We start from the raw sequence: 21,134 nt of genomic DNA, 5'->3' as shown, positions 1-21,134 counted from the left end.
ATTAGAATGCCTGTTAATGCGCTATTACATCAAAAGGCTATAGCTGGTTGTAATATTTGTGAAATAAGTAATGAACGATTTTAGTTAAAAACAGCCGGCAAGCTGCCATTATTAAGATAGGTTGATACTGCTTTTAAAACTGTCATTAAACTGCTGCGAAGTTTAATATCACTTTGAAGGGCATTAAATTGCCCCTGCAGGTTAAAATGTTGTAAAGACGATAAATCCGATGTGTAGGATAATGTACTTTCTGAACGTGAAAGACGGGAATAATCAAGTACAGGTAATACAATACCATACACTGCAAGAGTTAATACACTCATTGTATAATTAATTAGGGTTGTATTCTCTGCAGGCGGTAATCATATGCAGCTTACAGATAATGCGACGTTATACGACGTAACGATGACAATGTTGCTTATGAAGGATATTTTTATTAATTAATAATAAAAATCGCAGTAAGGAGTTACGACTGTCACCATAAGCAGTTATCTACTCTTTATAGCAATCATAGCACCCTTTGTGACAACATTCATCTTCTAAGGCGGAAAATTGTAGCACTGCTTTTAAAAGCGGACTAATTAAAAATCTGATATTTGGAAATGATCGTATTCTAAAAATTGTGTTGGCTTAATCTTAGCCCGACACATATCTTAGGGCTTGAATATAACTTATTTGATCCTTCCTGTATTTGCTTGAAAAATGATCTGGCTGCCTACAAAGCCGATACGGAATTGATTTTGAAAAAAAGTCGTGAATTGGGCATTCCATCAACTGGTGGATCGCATATAAATGCGTCAAAAGGATCCAGCAAACCGCGGCCCGATGCCAATTGTTGTACCTCTTGTTGAAACCGCGGGCAATTAGCCGGAGTAGTTACATTGGCGATCACCGGCACCGTAGGCAAATCGAGCATATTGGCGTAAAACTGCGTTTCTTCCCAGCTTAGCCACCGATCATGTTCGCGTACAGCAAACACGTAAAAGTGGTTTTCCACATTACGGTACTCTATAGAATGCACTGCATACAGGTTCTCTAAAAAGATTTCTAGCGAACCTAAATCGTGCTTAATGAGCTGCCAGAATCGGCGCAGGCTTTCCGTCCAGGGCGAGGTGGCAGGTGCTGCGTGTGAGCGGGCAAATACGCCATATTGGTTCAGGCAATTGTTCTCGCCGTCCAGCTTTTCGGTATGAATGATGTTGGGAATACGCTGTAAATGTTCCCAATAGTCGTGCGCTATACGGTCATCGCTCGTCGTTTCAGGCGAAAACGGGTAATGATAGGTACGACCATATTTTGTGATATAACCATGTTTAAATACATTGAATAAGAAAATAGATTATCGCTTCCTTCCCTGGAACGGGAAAGACCATAAATGAATTATGCGCGGGCGATTACATGGCTCAAAACTTAAGGCATTCTTGTATGCGCAAATGTAAGCAACTCATTTTCAATGTTATACTTAAAATATTCCATCCCAAAAACTTCTCGGAATGGAACATCTAGTTTTTACGAGCTACCGCAGTTCGGCTTTAATAGTTTTTACCGGATTACCGCGTTCCAACATGTGGTGTTCCATCCACTGGCTTTGCTGCTGTTGCATCAGATGCTCGGTTTGCCAAACCAGAACTTTGGCTTCCAGCCGGGCTAAGCACAGCTTTTTGTTTTCCAGTTGTGAGCGGCTGTCCATCGCCATCACCTGCAAGCCCGAGGGCAGGTGTGTACCCCTTACGGCGGTTTCTACCTTGTTCACATTTTGTCCGCCCGGGCCAGATGAGCGGCAGGTTTCCAGCTTTACATCTTTGGGATTCCACTGCATCAATTCTTGAATATCGAAAGCTGCAACGCCCACAAACCAATTCTTACGTTTATGCTTCCTGTAAGGGCTTTGGGCTATCCATTGTATGGTGCCCGTCCATTCGCCGACAAAGTTTTGCAGGTTTTTACCTGCTGCCATCATCGTAGCCGATAACAGTGTTCCGTTTAACTCGCCGGCTTTGTTTTCCAGCACCTGCAATTCAATGCCCTGCTGGGCTGCTTGCTTCATCATCAGGCTTTGCACACAGGCTACAACCCGGCAGCATTCTGCCGGGCCTTTGCCTGAGGTGATTTGTATGATCATTTTTTGCATTACTACTCCTTGTTCATTCTAACGATACGCGGATAAAACTTGCCCTGGATGTCAACTAAGTCACGCTGCGCCGCAATCACACTTTCAATATCCTTGTAGGCTAACGGGTTTTCTTCTACCGTGCCGCCAATCAACGTAACCCCGGCATGGCTGAGCAGCTTTTTCATGCCCGAAACGGTCATGCTATCCTTGGCCTTTTGCCGGCTCATGATCCGCCCTGCACCGTGCGATGCCGAATACAATGAATTAGCTTCACCTTTACCTGATACCAGGTAGGCAGGCGTAGTCATGCTGCCGGGAATGATGCCCAACTCACCCTTATGTGCTGGAGTTGCGCCCTTACGGTGGATGATGATTTCCTGCCCATTGGCCAGCTTGTCTTTCCAGGCAAAGTTGTGATGGTTCTCTACCACGTGCAGCGCTTTCAACCCTAAAGCCTTTAACAGGTTGGCATGGATACGTTCATGACAGGCTTTGGCATAATCGCCAGCTAAGGTCATGGTGAGCCAGTATTCCTGCCCGGTTTCACTGCTCAAGTCAAGCCAGGCCAATTGTTGGGCATGGCGTGGCAGCTTGCAGGTGTTCATGGCTATCTGCGTATAGTGTTTGGCAATGGCCGAACCTAAACCCCTACTGCCCGAGTGGGTGAGCAAAGCGGTATACTTTTTGGCAGGCAAGCCCAAAGTATTATCAGGCAATAATTCTATCTCGCCAAACTCGACAAAGTGGTTACCGTTGCCCGAGGTACCTAACTGTCTGGCGGCTTTGCCACGGAGCGGTTTCAGAAACGGTATTTGGTTAAATACCGGGCTATCCAGCACCTCATGTTCCTGCCTGACTTCCAAGCCACCCTCCATACCGAAGTGCGTATGATTTTTAAGCGCCTGCTTAATTTGATATTCGTGCCGCTTGAGGAAGCCATCACTCTCGTCAATGATAGTCAGTGCCATGCGGCAGCCAATATCCATGCCTACTGCATAAGGGATAACTGCATTATGGGTAGCCAGCACACCGCCAATAGGTAAGCCAAAACCCATATGCGCATCGGGCATTAAGGCCCCTTGTACACTTACGGGCAGCAGGTTTGCCAGTTCCATTTGCTGTTTAGCAGATGACTCAATGCCTTTGCCGCCGTAAGTTTTGCAATAAACCGGCTCGTCCCGCAATTCGTAAGCGCTGAACGCTGGTACTTCCACTTTGCCGATAACCTTCTCGGCTATCTTAGCGGTTAACTCATTATCCAAAAACGCTTCGGGATTGTCTTTGATCTGCACCAGCAAATCCAGCAATTGCTCTTTGCTGTGGTGCTTGAAATTTTTGGCGGCTATGCTGATAACCAAGCTTCGCAACTGGTCATTGTGGTAGCCTATTTTACTTAAATCTTTTGTTTTTAAATTGCCCATGTGGGTTATGTTGTTGTGTCCAGGTAAGCCGCTGTTTGGCTGTACCTGGGCAAATTTTTTAATGTGTTAATGTATTTGAGGCGCTCGTTAAACTCGTCCTTCCAGCGGTAGCGTTTCCCGCTCGTAAGTCGGTGCATACGCGGATCATAATTATGCGCCCGTACATAGTTGTTCAGTTTGGACAGTTCACTTTCCAGTTCTGTATCCACCATTTTACGATGCGTGATGATATGCGGTGCTACCTTGAGGACAAAGCGCCAGGGCTCCGTAATCACATACTTGATTTCCAAACGCCGGGTTCTGATATGAAAAGACTCGGTACGGGTAAAGCATGCTTTTTCCTCTTCGGTCAACGCAAGCTTTGAGCTGTTCCAGTCATACTCGTCAAGCTCCCGCAGATTTTGTTTTTTAACCACGTAGCCATACTTGCCTTTGCGGCGTTTCTTTCTTTTGAAAAAACGGTCATGATGATACTCAAACGTGTTTACCTTTTCGAGCAGCGCTTCATAAAAATCAGCTTTAGGGCCTTTCCTAATGTCATCGCGCAATACAAAAAAGCGCTTCCAGCCGCGCTGGTAGGGAGCCCCTAAAGGTACCCACGGTAAAGTCCTGCGCTTTTCCCAAAGCGCTTCCAGCCGTTTATGAATTTGTATGAGCCGCTTATCCAAATCTGTTTTAACAAGCCTCTTTTTACGGCGCACCGATTTAATACGGCACGCCAGTTCAGGTGTGTCCATTGGACTTCCATTTAATTTCCTTGATGTTATTGACTTTCCGTTCGTCCTAACGTGATGATATACCCTTGCTAAAGGCGCTCAAAAAAGACCCAATAAATTAATTCGGCAGGCAAAAAAGCAGCATAGGATTGCCAGGGCAACCTAATTTCATAAAATATAAGTGCAGTGTTTGCCTACCTAATGGGCAATGAGCGAAAGGGGCGATATGTAGCGTTGCTCTAGCATGATTCCTTGATATTTAAAAGGTTAACAAATCAGGAATTGAATGCAAAGATATAATTTAAATTGTTTTCCTATAGAATCCATGTTAACGCTTTGTCTTGGCTGCTTTGGGTAAGATCCATAACTTTGAAAAATGGAAAGAAGGGTTGTCCGTGCTTTTGATCAAGCGCAAGATTGAACCTTTTTTGAACACCTGGGCGCTGCCGGGTGGACTGGTAGGCGATAAGGAATCACTAGAAGAGGCTGTACAGCGTGAATTGAAAGAAGAAACCGGCATCAATATCAACTACCTGGAGCAGCTTTACAGCTTTGGGCAGCCGGGAAGGGACCCGCGTAACCGTGTATTATCCATTACTTATTACGGCCTGGTAAAGCCTGATGCTTTTGAGTTGCAGGCAAGTACCGATGCCGGCCGTGCAAAGTGGGTAGAATCATTGGCGAATGACTTAGGCGTAAATGCTGCTTTTATTTTAAAACGCCGCCTGAAAGGCGACCATACCGAAGTAAGCGCCATCAATGCCGATGTAGCCGGTAAAACGGTTATAATTTACGATGATATGATCCGCTCGGGCGGCAGCATCATTAACGCGGCTAAAACGTATAAAGATGCTGGCGCTGCTGCAATATTTGTAATTACCACCCACGGGCTGTTTATAAACGATGGGGTTAATAAACTCAAAAGCTGCGGCCTGATCGAAAAGCTGATTTGCACCGACTCGCATGTAAACACCCAAGGGTTAGCTAATGACGACTTTGTGGAAGTAAAAAGCGTGGCGCAATTAATTTGTGAGGTCATTTAAAGCTTCTCCAACTGCAGAAACTCCGGCGGCACAGTATCAGTTAACCAAACACCATTGGCCGACAAATAAAATACAAATCCTTTTTGCTGCATCTGATCAGCCAGTACCTTCAGCACCAGAGGCTTTCCATGCTTGCTGCCCACTTTAACAGCAGTTTCAGGATCAGCACTTAAATGCACATGCTGTCTACTACGTTTTTGAAGACCTAAATGCAGTATGGAATCTACCGACTGAGCACCTGTTCCGTGATAGAGAACAGCTGGGGGCACGTGCGGCTCGTAGCCTAGCTCCACTTCAACCGAATGTCCTTGGCTGGCTCTTATCTTTTGCTTGTCGTCACTAAAAGCAAAACGCTTTTTGCTGTTGGTTTCTACCACATGGTTCAGCATCTCCAGGGTAATTAGCTTACCATGCCCGTTAGCTTTTTTTAACAGCTCATCAACGCTTACCCAACCCTGCAAATCAAGCTCCATGCCTATTAGCTCGGGTTGATGCCGTAGCACCAAACTGAGGAATTTGCTGATGCTGGTGATTTCTTTTTCGCTAATCATTTTTAATAAAATTTAAACTTCACTTGCCTTTTCTTCCGGCCCTTCATCACGTTGCTCCTGTTTATATCCTTCCAATGCTTTCCAAAATTGTTCTTTGATTTGTTTAACCAATATACGCGGACCCAACACCCGCATCTTAGAGCCAAAGCCCAAAAATTCGCGCTCCAGTTCAAAATTGAGAATGACACGTATACTGAATATTTTGCCTGTTTCATCCTTGCTCAGCAGCTTTTGGGTGTGGTGCAGGGGTTTGGTTATGATATAGGGCGCATTGTCTTTATCTACCCAAAACACCACCTCACAATCGCGTTGGTTGGGGCTTTTGGTTACGCCTATTACATCGTTATAGTAAGTGGTTAAATCTAACTGTGTGTTTTCGCGGTAATCATCGGCATGTTCTTCAACGGTTTGTATGCGGTCTAAAGCCAGGGTAAGCAAAGGCGCGTGCCGCTGATGCGATTGCCCCAGCACAAACCAGCGGTTGCGGTATTCTTTCAACAAATATCCGCTAAAACAAAACGTATTGGGCTCGCGGGCTTTAAAAGATTGGTAAGTAACACAAAGCGTCCGTTTAGCAACAATGGCTTTTCTGATCACTTCTATCCATTCCAGGCCTTTCAGGTTATCGTTCTTCTCAAAATCAATAACCGGAGCACTGTGCGTTTTCTGGGTGTAGATCTTGTCTTCCAGCTTGCTTACCATTTCGTTTACATCCGCAAAATGACCAAAGCCTTTAAACTGTTTCAGCAGGCCCGATACTTCGCTTAGCACCTGCATGTCTTGCTGGTTCAGCGGACTATTAGTAATGCTATAATTCTTATCGCTATAGGTATAATACTTTTTATCAACTACCACTATGGGCGCTTCGTAACCAAGTTTGTTGCTACGCATCATTTCCATATCGGCTTGTACCGTGCGGCGGCTTACACCGGTATCAATGCCCTGGTATTCGTAAATAGCATCACTGCAAGCCTCAATTAAATCGTCCAGCGTCCACTTTCTTTTTCGGTTTTGCAGGCATTGGTCAATGGTGCGGTAGCGGATGAGAGCGTTACGGTTAACAGGCATCGGTTTGAAAATATTTTGATGAATTTATAAATTAATTTTTACTGCGCAAATACGCTGCGCACTTGCTGTTTTTCTTTGTAGTGCCCGAAAGGCTGAACGCGTTCACGAACGCCCCTCTCTCCATTTGGGGAGAGGGTTTTAGGCCGGAAGGTTTAAATTGTAAATTCTTTTATTGCTATAGCTATGGAAAAGGAAAAAATAGGCAACAACGAATTAAAAGCATTAGGCATTAACGATGTGGAAATACTGGTGAACTTTAGCCGGGTAGCGAATGGTTTGTTAAAGCATGGCGTAATGGCCAAACCCGAAATATTAGCCAATTTAGAAGCCTTGATTGATGACCCTATGCCTTACGCCCTGAAGAAAGGAGGTAAGTTTAAAAACCTGGCCGAAGACGTGATTGCCCTGCGTAAAGAAGGCAAATTTGTAAAGCAGGAACGCAACAACTTTAAGCTGAAAGAAGAGATAGCCGATTTCCCGGTGTGGGGAATGGAGCATATTGAAGTGGGTGCACTATCACAAATGCGTACCGCCGTACAATTACCTATTGCGGTTGCCGGCGCTTTAATGCCAGATGCACACCAAGGCTACGGCTTGCCCATTGGCGGCGTTTTAGCTACCACGGCCAATACAATTATCCCTTTTGCGGTGGGTGTGGATATTGCCTGCCGTATGTGCCTGAGCATTTTTGATTTGCCTGCAGAGTCTATTGACACCGAAACCGACAAACTAAAAAGCATACTGGTGGATAACACCTACTTTGGTATAGGTTGTACTACCCAATCGTACTTTGACAGTTCGTTGTTTGACAGCAAAACCTGGAACGAAACCAAGGTGATCCGCTCGTTGAAAGATAAAGCCTATGCGCAATTGGGTACCAGCGGAACCGGCAACCACTTTGTGGAATGGGGTGAGCTGACTATTGCCAATGGTGCCCTGGCCGACATACCAGCCGGTAAATACCTGGCTTTGCTATCACACTCCGGCTCGCGAGGTTTTGGCGGCAGTGTGGCCGACCATTACAGCAAAATTGCCATGACCAAAACCAAACTGCCATCCGAAGCCAAGCACCTGGCCTGGTTAGATTTGGATAAAGACGAGGGACAAGAGTACTGGATAGCCATGAACCTGGCCGGCGAGTACGCCAGCGCCAACCACCACGAGATTCACAATAAGATTGCCCGTGCTTTGGGTATCAAACCCGTGGCCATGGTAGAAAACCACCACAACTTTGCCTGGAAAGAGCAACTGGCCAATGGCACCGAGGTAATGGTGCACCGTAAAGGCGCCACCCCGGCTAGCGAGGGTGTGCTAGGCATCATTCCCGGCAGCATGAGTACGCCCGGCTTTTTAGTGCGTGGTAAAGGCAATACGGATAGTATCAACTCCGCAAGCCACGGTGCAGGCCGGGCCATGAGCCGTAGCGCAGCTTTTAAGACGCTCGACAAAGCCTTGATCGCCGCCAATTTGGTTGATAAACGTATAACCTTAATGGGTAGCGATGTAGACGAGGCGCCTATGGCTTACAAGGACATCCATACCGTAATGGCGGCGCAAAATGACTTGGTTGAAGTGTTAGCGAAGTTTGAACCGAGGATAGTAAGGATGGCGGATGCGAGGGAGAGGCCGGAGGATTGAGGGAGTATAGGATTGGTTAGGGTTAGCACACGCGTCATGCGTGCGCCTGCCAAGTAACACTACTTATTTTAATACATTATTAACCTTATAATAACACCATTAATTTAATGATTAAATTTGAAAGAAAATAAATACTTATGGCTGTTGAAAAGTTTACTTTAATTCAAAAAGAAAGATTGGGGCGCTTAGAACCTGCGTTGAAGAAAGCTGTACTAAGAGGAGATTTAAATTCAATAAAGTCTATTATAATAGACCTTCAAAGCATGTATTTGGCAACAGGTAATGAAGCGAAACTTTTAATGGCAAAAAATCGTTGGCTAGAGGTTGAGATGGATCAAGGCAACTTAGTTACAGCAGAGAGAGGCTTGATCGGAATTCGTATTAAAGCTAATAATAAGACTAGGGTCTACTTAGAAGCTACAACTTTATTGGCGATTTGTTACTTACGTAGCAATACGTTAGAAAAGGCTGAGCCTTTGATTAAAGAAGTTTTAACTAACGACACTGTAATTAAATCACCTGAAAGGAGATTAGACTTTAGACGCTTAGTAATTGAAAGGTTTGATGAAGAAGCAGTTCTTTATGCGATAAAATCTGAACGGATTTCTGAGTTGATCTCTGATACAGAAATGATTATGTCAGAGGCTGTCAACTTAGCAGGCACATACTCAACTGATAAGTTATATGAAAACTTGGGCCTAAAGATTCCTAAAATAGCCAAAGATATTCTTAGTCGAGTTGACACCTTTTCCAAGAGACAGCTACCCTCAGCTGAAAGACTAAAACTGCCTTCACCTACCTTGAGCCATGAAGATAAAAAGGTAGGTAAAACAGTATTCTCTTCAATTAAAAGAAACTTATATAAATCACTATGTGACAAAGAGGGTGATATAAACAAAAAAATAAATACTGGTTTGCTTAGTATTCAAACAACATTAACAGTTGCTGTCACAGAGGTATTTAATAAGCTTAATATCGGCATTAAGATTTTCTTAGTCAACGTACTTGCAATAATTATAAAACTCGGTTTAGATGTTTACTGCGATATGTATAAACCGGTAGATGTGATGGATTTACGATAAAGATATTTGGATGTACCTCAGTAGATATATTTCATATTCAATTTTCATAAGTGATACATATTTCTAACTTTACATTATACTTTTATAAACAAAACTTATCATATGAGTGAATCGAAGATTCAAATAAAAATTGGCTCAATAGAGTTTTCAGGAGAAGGCCAACAAGATTGGCTTTCTTTGCAAATTGATAAAATACTTAACAAATTACCAGAGCTTCTTAAGAATGAAAGTGTTGCTCAAACGCTTCAAAATGGACCAACTGACCATGTACTTAAAGCTAGTAGCAATAAAGTTTTGCCAACTTTATCTATTTGGCTGAAAGACAAAGGAGCTACTACAATACAAACAAAAAAATTCCTTGCAACAGCTGCTCATATACAATTGAACGGAAAAAGTAGAGTTACAACAGGAGATGTAAATGCAGCTCTAAAAAATGCAAATCAAACTAAACTTAACAACTCAAGCGACTGTTTAAATCAAAATGTGTCTAAAGGTTTTTGTGAGAAAGATACACAAGGCTTTTTCATTACCGTTCAGGGACTGGCAGATCTTGGTATTAATGAATGAAACTAGACGAAATTTTAAAAGTTGTTCCTAATGGATTAAAGCTTCCGTTGATAACCGAGTATAATAGCATTATAAAAAATTATATGGAACATCGATGGACTGCCGCTGAATTAAGTGGGGGTAAGTTCTGCGAGATTGTATACACTATATTAGACGGATATTCTAAAGGGTCTTTTGAAAGTTCTCCATCAAAACCATCAAACTTTGTTGATGCATGCAGAAAGCTTGAAAATAAATCTAATGTTCCAAGAAGTTTCCAAATTCTTATACCGAGAATGCTACCGGCTTTATATGAAATAAGAAATAATAGAAACGTTGGTCATATAGGTGGTGATGTTGATCCAAATATAATGGACTCACAAGCAGTGGCGGCAATGTGTAGTTGGATTCTCGGAGAAATAATAAGAGTTTTACATAATACTACTATTTTAGATGCTCAAAAAATTGTAGACTTTATTACTATTAGAAAAATCCCAATTGTTTGGGACATAGGAAATATTAAACGTATTTTAGAACAAGGACTCAACTTAAAAGATAAAATTCTTTTATTGATGGGCTCTTCGCAAGGAGCAACTTCTTTTGAAGATTTGATTATTTGGACGGAATATAAGGATCGAAAGTATTTCCTTAGGTCACTAAGAGAATTACACTCTAAAAGATTAATTGAAATGAATTCAAAAGAAGGAAGTGTTGATTTATTGCCTCCAGGTTCATTGCATGTTGAGAAACTTATTTTGAAGCTGACAAGTACAAAGAATCGCTAGCGTATCTGCGGTTGGTATTCTCTCGTGAACCTACCCCGCTGTCCGTAGATTTACCCCCCCCTGCTGACACAAGCGTGCCGTGTGTGCCAAATTTATACCACAAGTAAATGCTTGTAGTATAAAACTAAAGCTAATCAGAATACTTTTTTGTAAACATATCCTTCTTCATCAACATAAGCTGTAATACATATTATTCCTTTCCTATTTTCATAAAAGCATCGGTTTTTCCTATTATACCAAGTGCTATAACCATGTCGTCCTGGCAATCATCACAACCGCAATCGTCATAAGGTGTTGCGCAATGGCAGCCAATAAAAGTTGAACCAGTTTTGTCGTAAACCCATTCACCTTTCGGTTTCCAATTTTCAAATCTGTTAGTTTCCATATTCTATTTTTTAAAGGAAGTAAATTAACAATTCAAATTACCACGAACGAGTTTCGAACTTGTAATGCTCGAGAGTTCAATTCCCTCTTAAGTCTTAAAGATAATTTTAACCTTTTTTCAAAAATTTCCACCTGCGCAAATACACTGCGCAGTGCCTCTATTTCTTTGTATCAACAATAAGAAAAAGGAGGTTCACAATGAAATTCAACCTGTTAAGCAAATTCAAAAACCAGACCGTTAACCACGCGGGTGCCAAAGCGTTTACGCTATCGCCCGAAATGGAACTGTACACTGCTGTGGTTACCTGGAGCTTAAACGATTCCTTTTACGAAAAAGACGAGGCACGTTTAGCACGCCTGCGCAAATTAATAGGCGAATGTGACCCGGTGTTTGTGGGTAAGCTGGCTGTATACGCCCGCACTAAAATGTATATGCGTTCGGTACCGCTGGTGCTGGTTACCGAACTGGCCAAGCTGCACTCGGGCGATAGCCTGGTGGCCCGGGTTACCGATGGCGTAATTAACCGTGCCGACGAAATTACTGAGCTGCTAGCCTGCTACGAACTACTGAACAAGCGTACCGGTACTAAAAAGCTGAATCGCCTGAGCAAGCAATTACAAAAAGGTTTAAGTACGGCGTTCAACGGGTTCGACGAGTACCAGTTTGCTAAATACAACCGCGACGGCGCCATTAAACTGCGCGATGCCTTGTTTTTGGTTCACCCAAAAGCAAAAGACGAATTGCAGCAAGTACTGTTCAACAAAATAGTAAACGGCGATTTGCAAACGCCTTACACCTGGGAAACGGAGCTATCGGCTTTAGGTCAGCTCAATTTTGACAGCGATGAGGCCAAAGCCGAAGCGTTTCGCGCTAAGTGGGAAGAATTGATAGACAGTGGTAAGCTGGGCTACATGGCCCTGCTGCGTAACCTGCGCAACATACAGGAAGCCGGTGTAAGCTATGCACACTTTGAAAAAGTATGCGCCCGTTTAGCCAATGCCGATGAGGTGGCGAAAGCCAAACAGTTCCCGTTCCGTTACCTGGCAGCTTATCGTGAGCTGATCGCTACAGAAACCATGTCGCCGGTTAAAGGGCTTACTAAAAAGCTAAGCGCAATGCTATTAGGCAACAAGGGCTACACTGGAGAACTGCTGGACGCTTTGGAAAAAGCCGTACAGGCCAGTGCCGCTAATATTAAAGGTTTCGATCATGAAACCCGTGTGCTGTTAGCGTGCGATGTTTCCGGATCGATGCAAACACCAGTATCGGCCAAAAGCAAGATACTGTTGTACGATGTGGGTTTGATGCTGGCTATGCTGTTGCAATCGCGTTGTAAAAACGTAGAGGTGGGTATGTTTGGCGATAGCTGGAAAACCATCACTGTACCGCGTAACAATATATTGGGTAACGTACAGGAGTTTTACCGTCGCGAGGGCGAGGTGGGTTACAGCACCAATGGCTACTTGGTTATCAAGGATATATTACAACGCAAGGCACAGATGGATAAGCTGTTTCTATTTACCGATGCCCAGTTATGGAACAGCAATAACACTGCCGACCATATCCAAACTTTATGGTTACGCTACAAGGCAGAGGTAGCGCCAAACGCGAAACTCTACTTGTTTGACCTGAAAGGTTATGGACAGGCGCCACTGCAAATATTGCGTGATGATGTTTATCTGGTAGCCGGCTGGAGCGATAAAGTTTTTGAGGTGTTAGCTGCCTTAGAAAACGGAGGCTCGGCACTGGATGCGATCAATAACATAGAACTATAAACCAAGTATGGGGAAGCTAACGCCCCATACTTTTAAAAAAATAGATTGAAAAATAAGGATGCCGTAGAAACGGGTTACTTCGCTCATGAAGGGGGTGGGCAGTGTAGCGCAGGTTATGCTGTGGATTCGAGTCCCAACAAGCGGTCCCCCGTCCCACGTTCGCCTGTTGCTCCTTATAAAATATAAAAGAAGGTGTCGTAAATAAGTCTTACTTCGATTGGACGCTGGGGTTGGCGGTTCGAATCCGCCCTCGCAAGGGTAGCTCAACTGGATAGAGCACAGTGCAGATTGGCTTATTGCTTTTACCCTTCTTAATATAAAATTAAAAAGAATAAAAGGTGTCGTAAATGAGTGTTACTTCGCATCCACCGTCCAGGTCGCCGGTTCAAGTCCGGCCTGTGGTTTAGGCCAGTGTAGCTCAGTTTGGTTAGAGCAGGAACACCGCAAGGTGTATTTCACTTATTGCCTGTTACCCTTTTAAAGGTATTAAAAATATTAAGGTGCCGTAGATATGCGCTACTTCGTGTCGCCGGTTCGATCCCGGCCTGTAGGAAAAGTCCTGCAGTAGCTCAGTTGGTAGAGCAGTGCAAGCGCATATTGACCATCGCCCTTAAGAAATAAAGAAGATGCCGTAGGCCAGCGTTACTTCGCCTGTCAAGCTTTATATAAAACTCTGGTTGAATATTGCTCTTCTCTAAAAGCAAAAAGGTGCCGTAAACTGGTGATACTTCGGTATGACGTTTCCTTCCTGGAAAAGTTGCAGATTCAAATTCTGCCTGCAAGCAATTGCAGTAGTCTAACAATAAAAATCCTCACCTGTTGCTTTTTGCCCTTTTTATAAACATAATGAAAGATGTCGTAGGCGGGTGATACTTCGCTGGTGAAACCGCGCAGGCGGTAGGGTTCGACTCCCATAAGGCACTTGCCGATTGTTGCTCTTTCATTTATGTTTTGCAACCTGATACGATAGAATGATGAAAGAAAGATTATCCTCCAAAAGCTGCTCGAACTAGAGCAGGCAAAAAATATAAGAATATTGGGGGCTGCGAATCAGTTAGCCGGACATGTAGTTCATCCTCACTTCAGAAATAGCAGTTTTTAAACTGAAACAGAGGGTTGCCAACTGCGCGAGCAATACGCAAAGTGTAAACAAACTTGTTTACACTTGATTATGACCAGCGAATTTAAAAAATACAAAAGCATCCATCCCATTTCGACGTAGCTGTCTAACAGTTTACGGACATAAGATGGAACTAAGCTGCCCGTATCTAAGATTTGCCAATGTCAGGTACAGAATTTTTCGTTAATAGACATCTAAATTTAGCGGGTCTAAGCACACAGAACAAGATCATGCTTTTACATAGTCCTTGTCAATCAACTTCTCTACGCCTTTGTTGTGCTCATCGAATGCTTCCAGCAGCGTTTTGCTGGGTGCCGGTAAAGCGGCCTGGCCAAGGTATTTTGTCTTTAATAGCCTCTGCGGTAACCGGCCTGTCACATCTGCTTAAACCAACGTATATTTCAAATAGGTTGTTGCCGACCTCGTTGATGTACTTGTTGGTAATACGGACTTCATCTCCGCTGCCTTTCATAAAGCCACTTCTAGGATCCCACTTCTTGGGATTAAGTTTCTTTTTTAAAGAGATTTCCGCTCTCTTGCTGTCAACAGTAACTCTCGCATAAAGCGGAACCAAGCCGTTGACAGTTGCTTTTGACTTGTTTGCCCAGAATAGAACTGAAAAACTTTTCGAATTTTTCATACCCTTTGATTTTTGATTTCCAACCGAATAATAATTTTTGAACTGTTTTAATGTATTTTAACTCATTCAAAATCAATCAATTGCAAGCCATTCGGTTACCTAATTTTATTGACTTTCGGATAGGTAACCGAATAATCAACCTGGGTATCCATTTACTTTGGTATGAAACGGGCGCTTATAGCATAAAAAAAGCGCCTAAATCATTGATTTAAGCGCTTTTTAGTGGGCTTTGTAACCCTTTCTGCGGAATGGACGGGACTCGAACCCGCGACCCCATGCGTGACAGGCATGTATTCTAACCAGCTGAACTACCACTCCTCCCGTTTGGGAATGCAAATATAGATATCAAATTTGCAATCCCAAAATATTTTTGAAAAAAATTAGGCCACAGTGCCTTCTTTTAGCTTTTCTGCGTTTTCGGCAAACTGCAATGACTCCATAATCTCCTGTAAATCACCGTTCATAACGTTTGGTAAATTATAAATGGTTAAACCAATGCGATGTTCGGTAACACGGCCTTGCGGATAGTTATAGGTGCGTACTTTGGCCGAACGGTCGCCGGTTGACACCATGGTTTTACGTTTTTTAGACGTTACCTCTAAATGTTTCTGCAATTCCATCTCGTAAATACGTGAGCGTAATACTTGTAATGCCTTATCGTAGTTCTTCAATTGCGATTTTTGGTCCTGGCACTGAGCCACAATACCGGTTGGCACGTGAGTTAAACGTACGGCCGAATAAGTAGTATTCACCGACTGACCGCCCGGCCCTGAAGCACAGAACAAATCCTTACGGATATCACTTACCTTTAAATCAATATCAAACTCATCAGCCTCTGGTAGCACCACCACCGAAGCGGCCGATGTATGTACACGGCCTTGAGTTTCGGTATCAGGTACACGTTGTACCCGGTGCACGCCCGATTCGTACTTCAGCGTACCATAAGCATCCTCAGCGTTTACATTGAAGACAATTTCCTTGTAACCACCAGATGTGCCTTCAGTAAAATCTACCAGCTCAGTCTTCCAGCCCATGCGTTCGCAATAGCGCATATACATGCGGTAAAGGTCGCCGGCAAATAAAGCGGCCTCATCGCCACCTGTACCGCCCCGTATCTCTACAATGGCCGGACGCGCATCCTCAGGGTCTTTCGGGATCAGCATGAGCCTGATCTCCTCTTCCTTCTCATCGCGTTGCGCAATCAGTTCATCAAGCTCCATTTTGGCCATCTCCCTAAACTCCTCGTCTTTCTCGGTGGCCAAAATTTCCTTGTTGGTGTCAATATTGCTCATGATGTTTTTATAGATCTTGTACTGATCCACCACGGCTGTTAAATCTTTGTATTCCTTATTCAGTTGAGCAAAGCGTTTCATGTCAGCCATGGCATCGGGGCTGCTCAATTCATTTTCAACGGTTTGCCAGCGGTCTCTGATCGCCTCTAATTTCTCTAACATGGTATTTTTCTTGAAAATCAGTTGCAGTGCCTCTTCGGTTCCGGTAGTCCCGCTTTACGCTGCAAGTTTTGCGCCGCTACTATGTCCCGGTCCCGGCAAAAGCTTTACGCTGCAATCGGGTTTATTATACACAGGGCAGTGCAAAAAAGCTTACAAAGCTACGCAAAATCAGGCACATTAGTTAGCTGATGTACAGTATACCAGGTAAGTAAAAAGTAAAAATCGTGTGTGTGTGTGGGTTATACAGGGTAAGTAGATCAGAACGCAGCAATGGAGGTGCAGGCGCAGTTGTGCATTGCAATAACCGCAATCGCATGCTCGGCCTGCATTTGGCCTACCGCACATCTACTTTATCTTCACTTACCTCAAGCCTGCGCTCCAACCCCTTGGCTAGCTGCTTCAATATTCTCAAAATATTTCAGGACCACTACACCATCGTACATCACAGCATAAGAGTTATGGTGCATCCACTCACCCAAGTTTACGTATTTGCTGGCGGCACTTAGCTCTGTCACCATGGGTATATGCCGATGGCCGAAAATAAAATAATCATAATGCGTAACTTGGAGCACCTCGCGGGCAAAGCTTACCAGCCATTCGTTCTCAAACAGCTTACGTTCCTGCCCGGCAGCATTGGCCAAACGGCTATGCCCCGACCAATAGTTGGCCAAACCCACCCCCAGGTTAGGGTGCAAACGCTCAAAAAGCCACTGGCATAATCGGCTCCGGAAAACCTTTTTGAGCAGCTTATACTTGCCATCGCCCGGCCCCAGGCCATCTCCGTGGTGCAGGTACAGCTTTTTACCCTGCCGCTCCAAGATCAGTTCATTGCTAACGATGGTTGCATTTAGTTCCTTCACAAAGTAATCGAACATCCACATATCGTGGTTGCCTTTAAAAAGATACAGTTTTACGCCGGCATCTGCCAGCTCAGCCAGTTTGCCTAAAAAACGGATGTAGCCGCGCGGAACCACTGTTTTGTACTCAAACCAAAAATCAAACACATCGCCTACCAAAAACAATTCGTCGGCATCATGCTTAATGCTGTCCAGCCAGCGCACAAAACGGGCCTCCCGCTCGCGGCTGCTTCGGTAGCCAGATGCACCTAAATGAATATCAGAAGCAAAATAGATTTTGTTGCGTATAGACATGGGTGCTCAAAAATAGGCTTTTAAGCTGAAAGGATGAAGAAGGAGGAAATGTTGGAACAGGATTCGGCCGAATTTTTGGTTTCGCCTAAGTTGTGCCTACAAAAGTTAATATAAGCATGGGGAGGAAACAGAGCATCTGAAGCAAGAGTAGCCGCCGGCAGGCGTGCTGAGGCTATACACAGGGCAGTAAATAACCAACAGCGGCACTTTAACCAGCGGCACTCGTTGTTATAGAATGTTTAGGCAACCACCTGGTTTGAAATTGGAAAAAAGTGGATAAGCTGCGCTTCATGCGGATTAACATCAGTTTGTGCCTGACTGCGCATGTGTAATTTCCTTTCAGCAATAACTTGTTTTAATAAATTTATAGACTGAAGCAGCATAGCTTTTTCCATAGATCCTTTTGGAGCCTGTCGGTATCTAATCAATAGAGTATTTAAAGCCTGCTTGAGCTGGGCTGATTTGCTTAGGGGCGTATTCATGCCCTTAAGATAAAAAGGAATTTTTTGTTTGTTTTGACACTTGGCGGTTTGTGTAGCAAAGTGTGAATTACCCACGCTGCATTTTTAAGTGTCACTTCACATACTTTAACAAAATTGCGAAATAACGGTAAGTACTTACTTACTCAAACGCCCACCAAACTGTACGCCTTGGTGCATTGCCTACAACAAATGGCTCACCTATAAGCGGAATAGATACGGGAATACTTAAGGTTACGGCAGCAGGCAGCAGCAAGTTTACAGGTTCGTTCCATGGGTGGGCGCTTTCGGCAAATTTGGCCCAATGTACAGGCTGTATCATGCGGGCATGCAAATCGGCAGCGGCCTGGGCGGTTTGTGCAGGCAGCATGTGGTGATGAAGCCAGGCCTGGTTATACTGCCCGCATTCCATCAGAGCCAAATTAAAAGGACCATACTGTTGTCCTATTTGTTTGAAATGACTGCCGTAACCGCCATCGCCGCTGTAAAACAGGCGGTAGCCATTGGCCTGTATCACATATGATGCCCAAAGGGTTTTCTTTTCGGCAAAGGTGCGGTTACTACGGTGGCGCGCGGGTGTAGCCGTAATTTTCAGGCCGCTTGCCAGGGTGTACGACTGATTCCAATTCAACTCCACAATATTTTTACGATCAAATCCCCAGTATACTAAATGCGAACCTACGCCCATAGGCACTACCGCTTTTTTTATGCGGCTTTTGAGCTTTTTAACTGTGCGGTAATCCAGGTGATCGTAATGGTCGTGCGAGATGATGAGCACATCTATATCGGGCATATCATCGGCGCTGTAATGGGTAGTACCATCAAAAGCTTTAACCATGCCCGGAATAGGACCGGCATGATCGTTAAAAACCGGATCGATCAAAATATTACCGCTTTGCGTTTTAATGAGTACCGACGAATGCCCAAACCAAACCACAGTGGGCTGAGCCGCCGTCAGATTCTTTAAATCGGTTTTAACCCAAGGCACCGGCCTTTGCGGCGTAACGCTTCGGGGCCGGTTAAATATGGCTTTTAAAGCCCGGCCGGGCTTTACCTTATGCTGACCGTTATCGGCACTGTCTAAATTTTGGAACGTCCCGTTCTTATAGTTAGGCAACGCCTGTATACGTGCCAAATCGTCGCCCTGCGGATTTTTGCCTAACGATTTTACCAGGCCACAACCCGCTGCCACCAGCAGCAGCAAAAGCACTGTAAGCGAATGGAACAGGTATTTAGAGCGCAGGATTTTCATACAAACTTTATAAAACAGCTATGCAAACAGGCCAACTTTGCATATAACGGTAAAACAAGCTAATGAATACAGCTTCGTTGTAAGAAAGGCAAAAGCATTTTAATTACACTCATCATCAAAAGCACTTTTCCGGCGGCCGCTACAGGGTAGCAAAAATCACTCAGCAGTACTGAGCGGATCTAAATTATTGAGCGCATGCGTTAGCTAATGTACGGCTAAATGCTTTGCAGTTGTAAAGCTATACGCAATGGCAACTTAGGCCGAGGCTACCAGCTTGCTGGTGCTTCTGTACAAATAAGTGCCGAAAATATGCCTGCGGGCAAATCTCCCAGGCGAATCGGCATTGATGAGCTTAATATATACCGCCTTGGGAACATCAAAGTACTCATACGTATTGCCATCGGTAAAGCTTACGGTAAGTATTTGTGATTTGTACTCAAAATCGGCTATTGCAGCGGTAGTGGTGGTAAGCGTATAATCGGCAAATGATTGGGCACGCGTTTCGGGCGCTATGCTCACTAAAAAGTGATAAGCTTCAATAATGCTCTTGCTTTTATCTTCGGCAGCCAGTTTGCTTTCGTTACTATCCTGAAACTTATCGGGGTGCCAGGCTTTCATTAAGCCCCGGTAAACCGTTTTTAATTCCTGCAAATCGGCATCCTTAGTAACACCCAACAGCTTCCTGTAATCGACAATCTTTTTCATATCTTAATTATAACTTTATTGTCGTTGAAACGATGAGGTGTCTTTCCAAGAAAATAATTTGCGAAGGTACACTTTTCTTATGGCTATACTTATACTTTGCTTACAGACGCTTTTAGCCTACTCCTTGCTTATGCCAGCCCACGTACGTTTTATGCGCTGAAGATTCTTCACATATTACCTTAGCCAAATAAATTCGATCTTTAAATCGAAAATTCAGCTTACCTGTTATCCAACCATGGAAGATCGGGTTTCGGTTATTGGCCGATATAAGCAACTGTTAAATGAAATACTGCCGGCAACGTTCACCGAGCCGGTACGGTATAACCATTGCTTCAACCGGATTGTGTTAGACTGGCTTTTACAGGATGTATGGTACAATCACCTGGATAAATCAAAAACGGCTATTAGTCAGTTAAGCCAAACGCAGCTGCAAAAAATGGTTGAGCGGATGGAGCAATGGCTAAAACAGCCTGAGTTGCTTTTCAGCGATAATCAGCAGTCGTTAAAATGGCGAAGAAAGCAGAAGTAGTACCGATGCTATTACTTCTAAACCCATAACAGTATTGCTGCAGCGAGGAGACTTTAATACATCTTCATAATTTATCAATTTGCCGTTTTTTAGTTTACTTGCTCTCATTTGCTAAAGTCACTCATTGACATTAGTTTAACTCCTGCAAGTAATTAAAAGATAATTACTCCCTGAACGAGATTTGAACTCGTACAAGCTACGAGAATACCTTAATGCCAATCAAACCCACAAAATCTGCATTGCTTAGCCTGTGGTGTTCTGGCCAATTTGGTGCATCTTGGGCATCGATTAAAGAACACCATATCCCGGTTTTCTTTCAAAATTCGGTCTGCGCAGTTAAGTATGAACTGCGCGTACCCCTCTTTAAATAATTTAATATAATCGGGTCATCACTTAACCAACCTGCTTTTAAATGCATGCTGGTTAGTCGCCTATCCTCTACATCTTTAAGCTTAAGGGTAGAGTGGTGATGCCTTAATGCCTTCCGCTCTTGCCAAGTGAGCAAATGACTATAATAAGCAATAACGTAATTAGCTTTTTCTATAGTAACATCATCCATCTATGATAGTTTAAACAACTTCTATTGCGCAAATACACTATGCAAGGCCTTATTTCTTTGCCTCAACAAATTACAAAGAGGAAGCTTATCATAAATTTCGGGTTGCATTTTTGAAAGCTTAT

Annotated in this window: 22 protein-coding genes and 1 tRNA gene; 7 read left to right on the top strand and 16 right to left on the bottom strand. The window is 43.8% G+C overall.

Annotated elements, in window-relative coordinates:
• Window positions 1-80: 80 nt before the first annotated feature.
• The 5 genes from ABDD95_RS00765 to ABDD95_RS00745 all read right to left on the bottom strand — a co-directional run bounded on the left by ABDD95_RS00765 (window position 81) and on the right by ABDD95_RS00745 (window position 4,271).
• Window positions 81-323, bottom strand: coding sequence for a hypothetical protein (locus ABDD95_RS00765; protein ID WP_345949991.1), 243 nt, complete (start codon window positions 321-323; stop codon window positions 81-83).
• A 392-nt stretch (window positions 324-715) separates the two neighbouring features.
• Window positions 716-1,159, bottom strand: a complete 444-nt coding sequence (locus ABDD95_RS00760; RefSeq protein WP_345952082.1) for an RNA ligase family protein — start codon at window positions 1,157-1,159, stop codon at window positions 716-718.
• Window positions 1,160-1,516: 357 nt separating this feature from the next.
• A complete protein-coding gene (prfH, locus tag ABDD95_RS00755) occupies window positions 1,517-2,131 on the bottom strand; it encodes a peptide chain release factor H (RefSeq protein ID WP_345949990.1) in 615 nt (204 codons plus the stop codon).
• A 2-nt stretch (window positions 2,132-2,133) separates the two neighbouring features.
• Window positions 2,134-3,534, bottom strand: a complete 1,401-nt coding sequence (locus ABDD95_RS00750) for an RtcB family protein (RefSeq protein ID WP_345949989.1) — start codon at window positions 3,532-3,534, stop codon at window positions 2,134-2,136.
• A 5-nt stretch (window positions 3,535-3,539) separates the two neighbouring features.
• On the bottom strand, window positions 3,540-4,271 hold the full coding sequence (locus ABDD95_RS00745) for a hypothetical protein (protein ID WP_345949988.1): 732 nt from the start codon (window positions 4,269-4,271) through the stop codon (window positions 3,540-3,542).
• 320 nt (window positions 4,272-4,591) lie between these two features.
• On the opposite strand from ABDD95_RS00745, the gene ABDD95_RS00740 reads away from it, so the two are divergent.
• The gene (locus ABDD95_RS00740; protein WP_345949987.1) at window positions 4,592-5,293 is read left to right on the top strand and encodes an NUDIX domain-containing protein; all 702 of its coding nucleotides are present in this window, start codon (window positions 4,592-4,594) and stop codon (window positions 5,291-5,293) included.
• Here ABDD95_RS00740 and ABDD95_RS00735 read toward each other — a convergent pair.
• Window positions 5,290-5,844 (bottom strand): RNA 2'-phosphotransferase, encoded by a 555-nt coding sequence (locus tag ABDD95_RS00735; protein ID WP_345949986.1) that lies wholly within the window; start codon window positions 5,842-5,844, stop codon window positions 5,290-5,292. The genes ABDD95_RS00740 and ABDD95_RS00735 overlap by 4 nt on opposite strands.
• A 12-nt stretch (window positions 5,845-5,856) precedes the next feature.
• Complete coding sequence (locus tag ABDD95_RS00730; protein WP_345949985.1) at window positions 5,857-6,912, bottom strand: WYL domain-containing protein; 1,056 nt, start codon at window positions 6,910-6,912, stop codon at window positions 5,857-5,859.
• 183 nt (window positions 6,913-7,095) lie between these two features.
• On the opposite strand from ABDD95_RS00730, the gene ABDD95_RS00725 reads away from it, so the two are divergent.
• The 4 genes from ABDD95_RS00725 (at window position 7,096) to ABDD95_RS00710 (ending at window position 10,963) form a co-directional block, all read left to right on the top strand.
• Complete coding sequence (locus ABDD95_RS00725) at window positions 7,096-8,550, top strand: RtcB family protein (RefSeq protein ID WP_345949984.1); 1,455 nt, start codon at window positions 7,096-7,098, stop codon at window positions 8,548-8,550.
• A 137-nt stretch (window positions 8,551-8,687) separates the two neighbouring features.
• The gene (locus tag ABDD95_RS00720; RefSeq protein ID WP_345949983.1) at window positions 8,688-9,632 is read left to right on the top strand and encodes a hypothetical protein; all 945 of its coding nucleotides are present in this window, start codon (window positions 8,688-8,690) and stop codon (window positions 9,630-9,632) included.
• A gap of 102 nt (window positions 9,633-9,734) precedes the next feature.
• A complete protein-coding gene (locus tag ABDD95_RS00715) occupies window positions 9,735-10,199 on the top strand; it encodes a hypothetical protein (protein WP_345949982.1) in 465 nt (154 codons plus the stop codon).
• The gene (locus tag ABDD95_RS00710; protein ID WP_345949981.1) at window positions 10,196-10,963 is read left to right on the top strand and encodes a hypothetical protein; all 768 of its coding nucleotides are present in this window, start codon (window positions 10,196-10,198) and stop codon (window positions 10,961-10,963) included. Before ABDD95_RS00715 ends, ABDD95_RS00710 begins: the two co-directional genes overlap by 4 nt.
• Before the next feature lie 190 nt (window positions 10,964-11,153).
• On the opposite strand, the gene ABDD95_RS00705 is transcribed toward ABDD95_RS00710, so the two are convergent.
• Window positions 11,154-11,348 (bottom strand): hypothetical protein, encoded by a 195-nt coding sequence (locus tag ABDD95_RS00705; protein WP_345949980.1) that lies wholly within the window; start codon window positions 11,346-11,348, stop codon window positions 11,154-11,156.
• Window positions 11,349-11,545: 197 nt separating this feature from the next.
• Between ABDD95_RS00705 and ABDD95_RS00700 the strand changes: the two genes are divergently transcribed.
• Entirely contained in the window at window positions 11,546-13,123 is a 1,578-nt protein-coding gene (locus ABDD95_RS00700) for a TROVE domain-containing protein (RefSeq protein ID WP_345949979.1), read from the top strand.
• Window positions 13,124-14,523: 1,400 nt separating this feature from the next.
• On the opposite strand, the gene ABDD95_RS00695 is transcribed toward ABDD95_RS00700, so the two are convergent.
• From ABDD95_RS00695 to ABDD95_RS00665, 7 genes are all read right to left on the bottom strand, one after another.
• Entirely contained in the window at window positions 14,524-14,883 is a 360-nt protein-coding gene (locus ABDD95_RS00695; RefSeq protein ID WP_345949978.1) for an Arm DNA-binding domain-containing protein, read from the bottom strand.
• Window positions 14,884-15,127: 244 nt separating this feature from the next.
• Window positions 15,128-15,201, bottom strand: a tRNA-Asp gene (locus tag ABDD95_RS00690).
• A gap of 62 nt (window positions 15,202-15,263) precedes the next feature.
• Window positions 15,264-16,337 carry a peptide chain release factor 1 gene (gene prfA, locus ABDD95_RS00685; RefSeq protein WP_345949977.1) on the bottom strand — a complete coding sequence of 358 codons (1,074 nt, stop codon included), beginning with the start codon at window positions 16,335-16,337 and terminating at the stop codon, window positions 15,264-15,266.
• 365 nt (window positions 16,338-16,702) lie between these two features.
• Entirely contained in the window at window positions 16,703-17,488 is a 786-nt protein-coding gene (locus ABDD95_RS00680; RefSeq protein ID WP_345949976.1) for a UDP-2,3-diacylglucosamine diphosphatase, read from the bottom strand.
• Between the two features lie 239 nt (window positions 17,489-17,727).
• Window positions 17,728-17,970, bottom strand: coding sequence for a hypothetical protein (locus ABDD95_RS00675; RefSeq protein WP_345949975.1), 243 nt, complete (start codon window positions 17,968-17,970; stop codon window positions 17,728-17,730).
• A 139-nt stretch (window positions 17,971-18,109) separates the two neighbouring features.
• Window positions 18,110-19,219 (bottom strand): MBL fold metallo-hydrolase, encoded by a 1,110-nt coding sequence (locus ABDD95_RS00670; RefSeq protein ID WP_345949974.1) that lies wholly within the window; start codon window positions 19,217-19,219, stop codon window positions 18,110-18,112.
• A gap of 255 nt (window positions 19,220-19,474) precedes the next feature.
• Window positions 19,475-19,924: a KTSC domain-containing protein gene (locus ABDD95_RS00665; protein WP_345949973.1), complete on the bottom strand. Its 450-nt coding sequence runs from the start codon at window positions 19,922-19,924 to the stop codon at window positions 19,475-19,477.
• 235 nt (window positions 19,925-20,159) lie between these two features.
• Between ABDD95_RS00665 and ABDD95_RS00660 the strand changes: the two genes are divergently transcribed.
• Entirely contained in the window at window positions 20,160-20,453 is a 294-nt protein-coding gene (locus tag ABDD95_RS00660; protein ID WP_345949972.1) for a hypothetical protein, read from the top strand.
• Window positions 20,454-20,769: 316 nt separating this feature from the next.
• On the opposite strand, the gene ABDD95_RS00655 is transcribed toward ABDD95_RS00660, so the two are convergent.
• Window positions 20,770-21,012, bottom strand: a complete 243-nt coding sequence (locus ABDD95_RS00655) for a hypothetical protein (protein ID WP_345949971.1) — start codon at window positions 21,010-21,012, stop codon at window positions 20,770-20,772.
• Between the last annotated feature and the right edge of the window lie 122 nt (window positions 21,013-21,134).

It is taken from the genome of Mucilaginibacter sp. PAMB04274, assembly GCF_039634385.2.
Taxonomy (GTDB): Bacteria; Bacteroidota; Bacteroidia; order Sphingobacteriales; family Sphingobacteriaceae; genus Mucilaginibacter.
The sequence above is the reverse complement of the archived record's forward strand: the minus strand, read 5'-3'. Positions and strand labels throughout refer to the sequence as shown.

Excerpts from the sequence above, each read along its gene's own strand:
- ABDD95_RS00765 (WP_345949991.1), bottom strand. The coding sequence starts at position 323 with ATGAGTGTATTAACTCTTGCAGTGTATGGTATTGTATTACCTGTACTT.
- ABDD95_RS00655 (WP_345949971.1), bottom strand. The coding sequence starts at position 21,012 with ATGGATGATGTTACTATAGAAAAAGCTAATTACGTTATTGCTTATTAT.
- ABDD95_RS00680 (WP_345949976.1), bottom strand. The coding sequence starts at position 17,488 with ATGTCTATACGCAACAAAATCTATTTTGCTTCTGATATTCATTTAGGT.
- ABDD95_RS00750 (WP_345949989.1), bottom strand. The coding sequence starts at position 3,534 with ATGGGCAATTTAAAAACAAAAGATTTAAGTAAAATAGGCTACCACAAT.
- ABDD95_RS00665 (WP_345949973.1), bottom strand. The coding sequence starts at position 19,924 with ATGAAAAAGATTGTCGATTACAGGAAGCTGTTGGGTGTTACTAAGGAT.
- ABDD95_RS00660 (WP_345949972.1), top strand. The coding sequence starts at position 20,160 with ATGGAAGATCGGGTTTCGGTTATTGGCCGATATAAGCAACTGTTAAAT.
- ABDD95_RS00710 (WP_345949981.1), top strand. The coding sequence starts at position 10,196 with ATGAAACTAGACGAAATTTTAAAAGTTGTTCCTAATGGATTAAAGCTT.
- ABDD95_RS00675 (WP_345949975.1), bottom strand. The coding sequence starts at position 17,970 with ATGAATACGCCCCTAAGCAAATCAGCCCAGCTCAAGCAGGCTTTAAAT.
- ABDD95_RS00730 (WP_345949985.1), bottom strand. The coding sequence starts at position 6,912 with ATGCCTGTTAACCGTAACGCTCTCATCCGCTACCGCACCATTGACCAA.
- ABDD95_RS00725 (WP_345949984.1), top strand. The coding sequence starts at position 7,096 with ATGGAAAAGGAAAAAATAGGCAACAACGAATTAAAAGCATTAGGCATT.
- ABDD95_RS00670 (WP_345949974.1), bottom strand. The coding sequence starts at position 19,219 with ATGAAAATCCTGCGCTCTAAATACCTGTTCCATTCGCTTACAGTGCTT.
- ABDD95_RS00700 (WP_345949979.1), top strand. The coding sequence starts at position 11,546 with ATGAAATTCAACCTGTTAAGCAAATTCAAAAACCAGACCGTTAACCAC.
- ABDD95_RS00745 (WP_345949988.1), bottom strand. The coding sequence starts at position 4,271 with ATGGACACACCTGAACTGGCGTGCCGTATTAAATCGGTGCGCCGTAAA.
- prfA (WP_345949977.1), bottom strand. The coding sequence starts at position 16,337 with ATGTTAGAGAAATTAGAGGCGATCAGAGACCGCTGGCAAACCGTTGAA.
- ABDD95_RS00695 (WP_345949978.1), bottom strand. The coding sequence starts at position 14,883 with ATGAAAAATTCGAAAAGTTTTTCAGTTCTATTCTGGGCAAACAAGTCA.
- ABDD95_RS00715 (WP_345949982.1), top strand. The coding sequence starts at position 9,735 with ATGAGTGAATCGAAGATTCAAATAAAAATTGGCTCAATAGAGTTTTCA.
- ABDD95_RS00705 (WP_345949980.1), bottom strand. The coding sequence starts at position 11,348 with ATGGAAACTAACAGATTTGAAAATTGGAAACCGAAAGGTGAATGGGTT.
- ABDD95_RS00735 (WP_345949986.1), bottom strand. The coding sequence starts at position 5,844 with ATGATTAGCGAAAAAGAAATCACCAGCATCAGCAAATTCCTCAGTTTG.
- prfH (WP_345949990.1), bottom strand. The coding sequence starts at position 2,131 with ATGCAAAAAATGATCATACAAATCACCTCAGGCAAAGGCCCGGCAGAA.
- ABDD95_RS00720 (WP_345949983.1), top strand. The coding sequence starts at position 8,688 with ATGGCTGTTGAAAAGTTTACTTTAATTCAAAAAGAAAGATTGGGGCGC.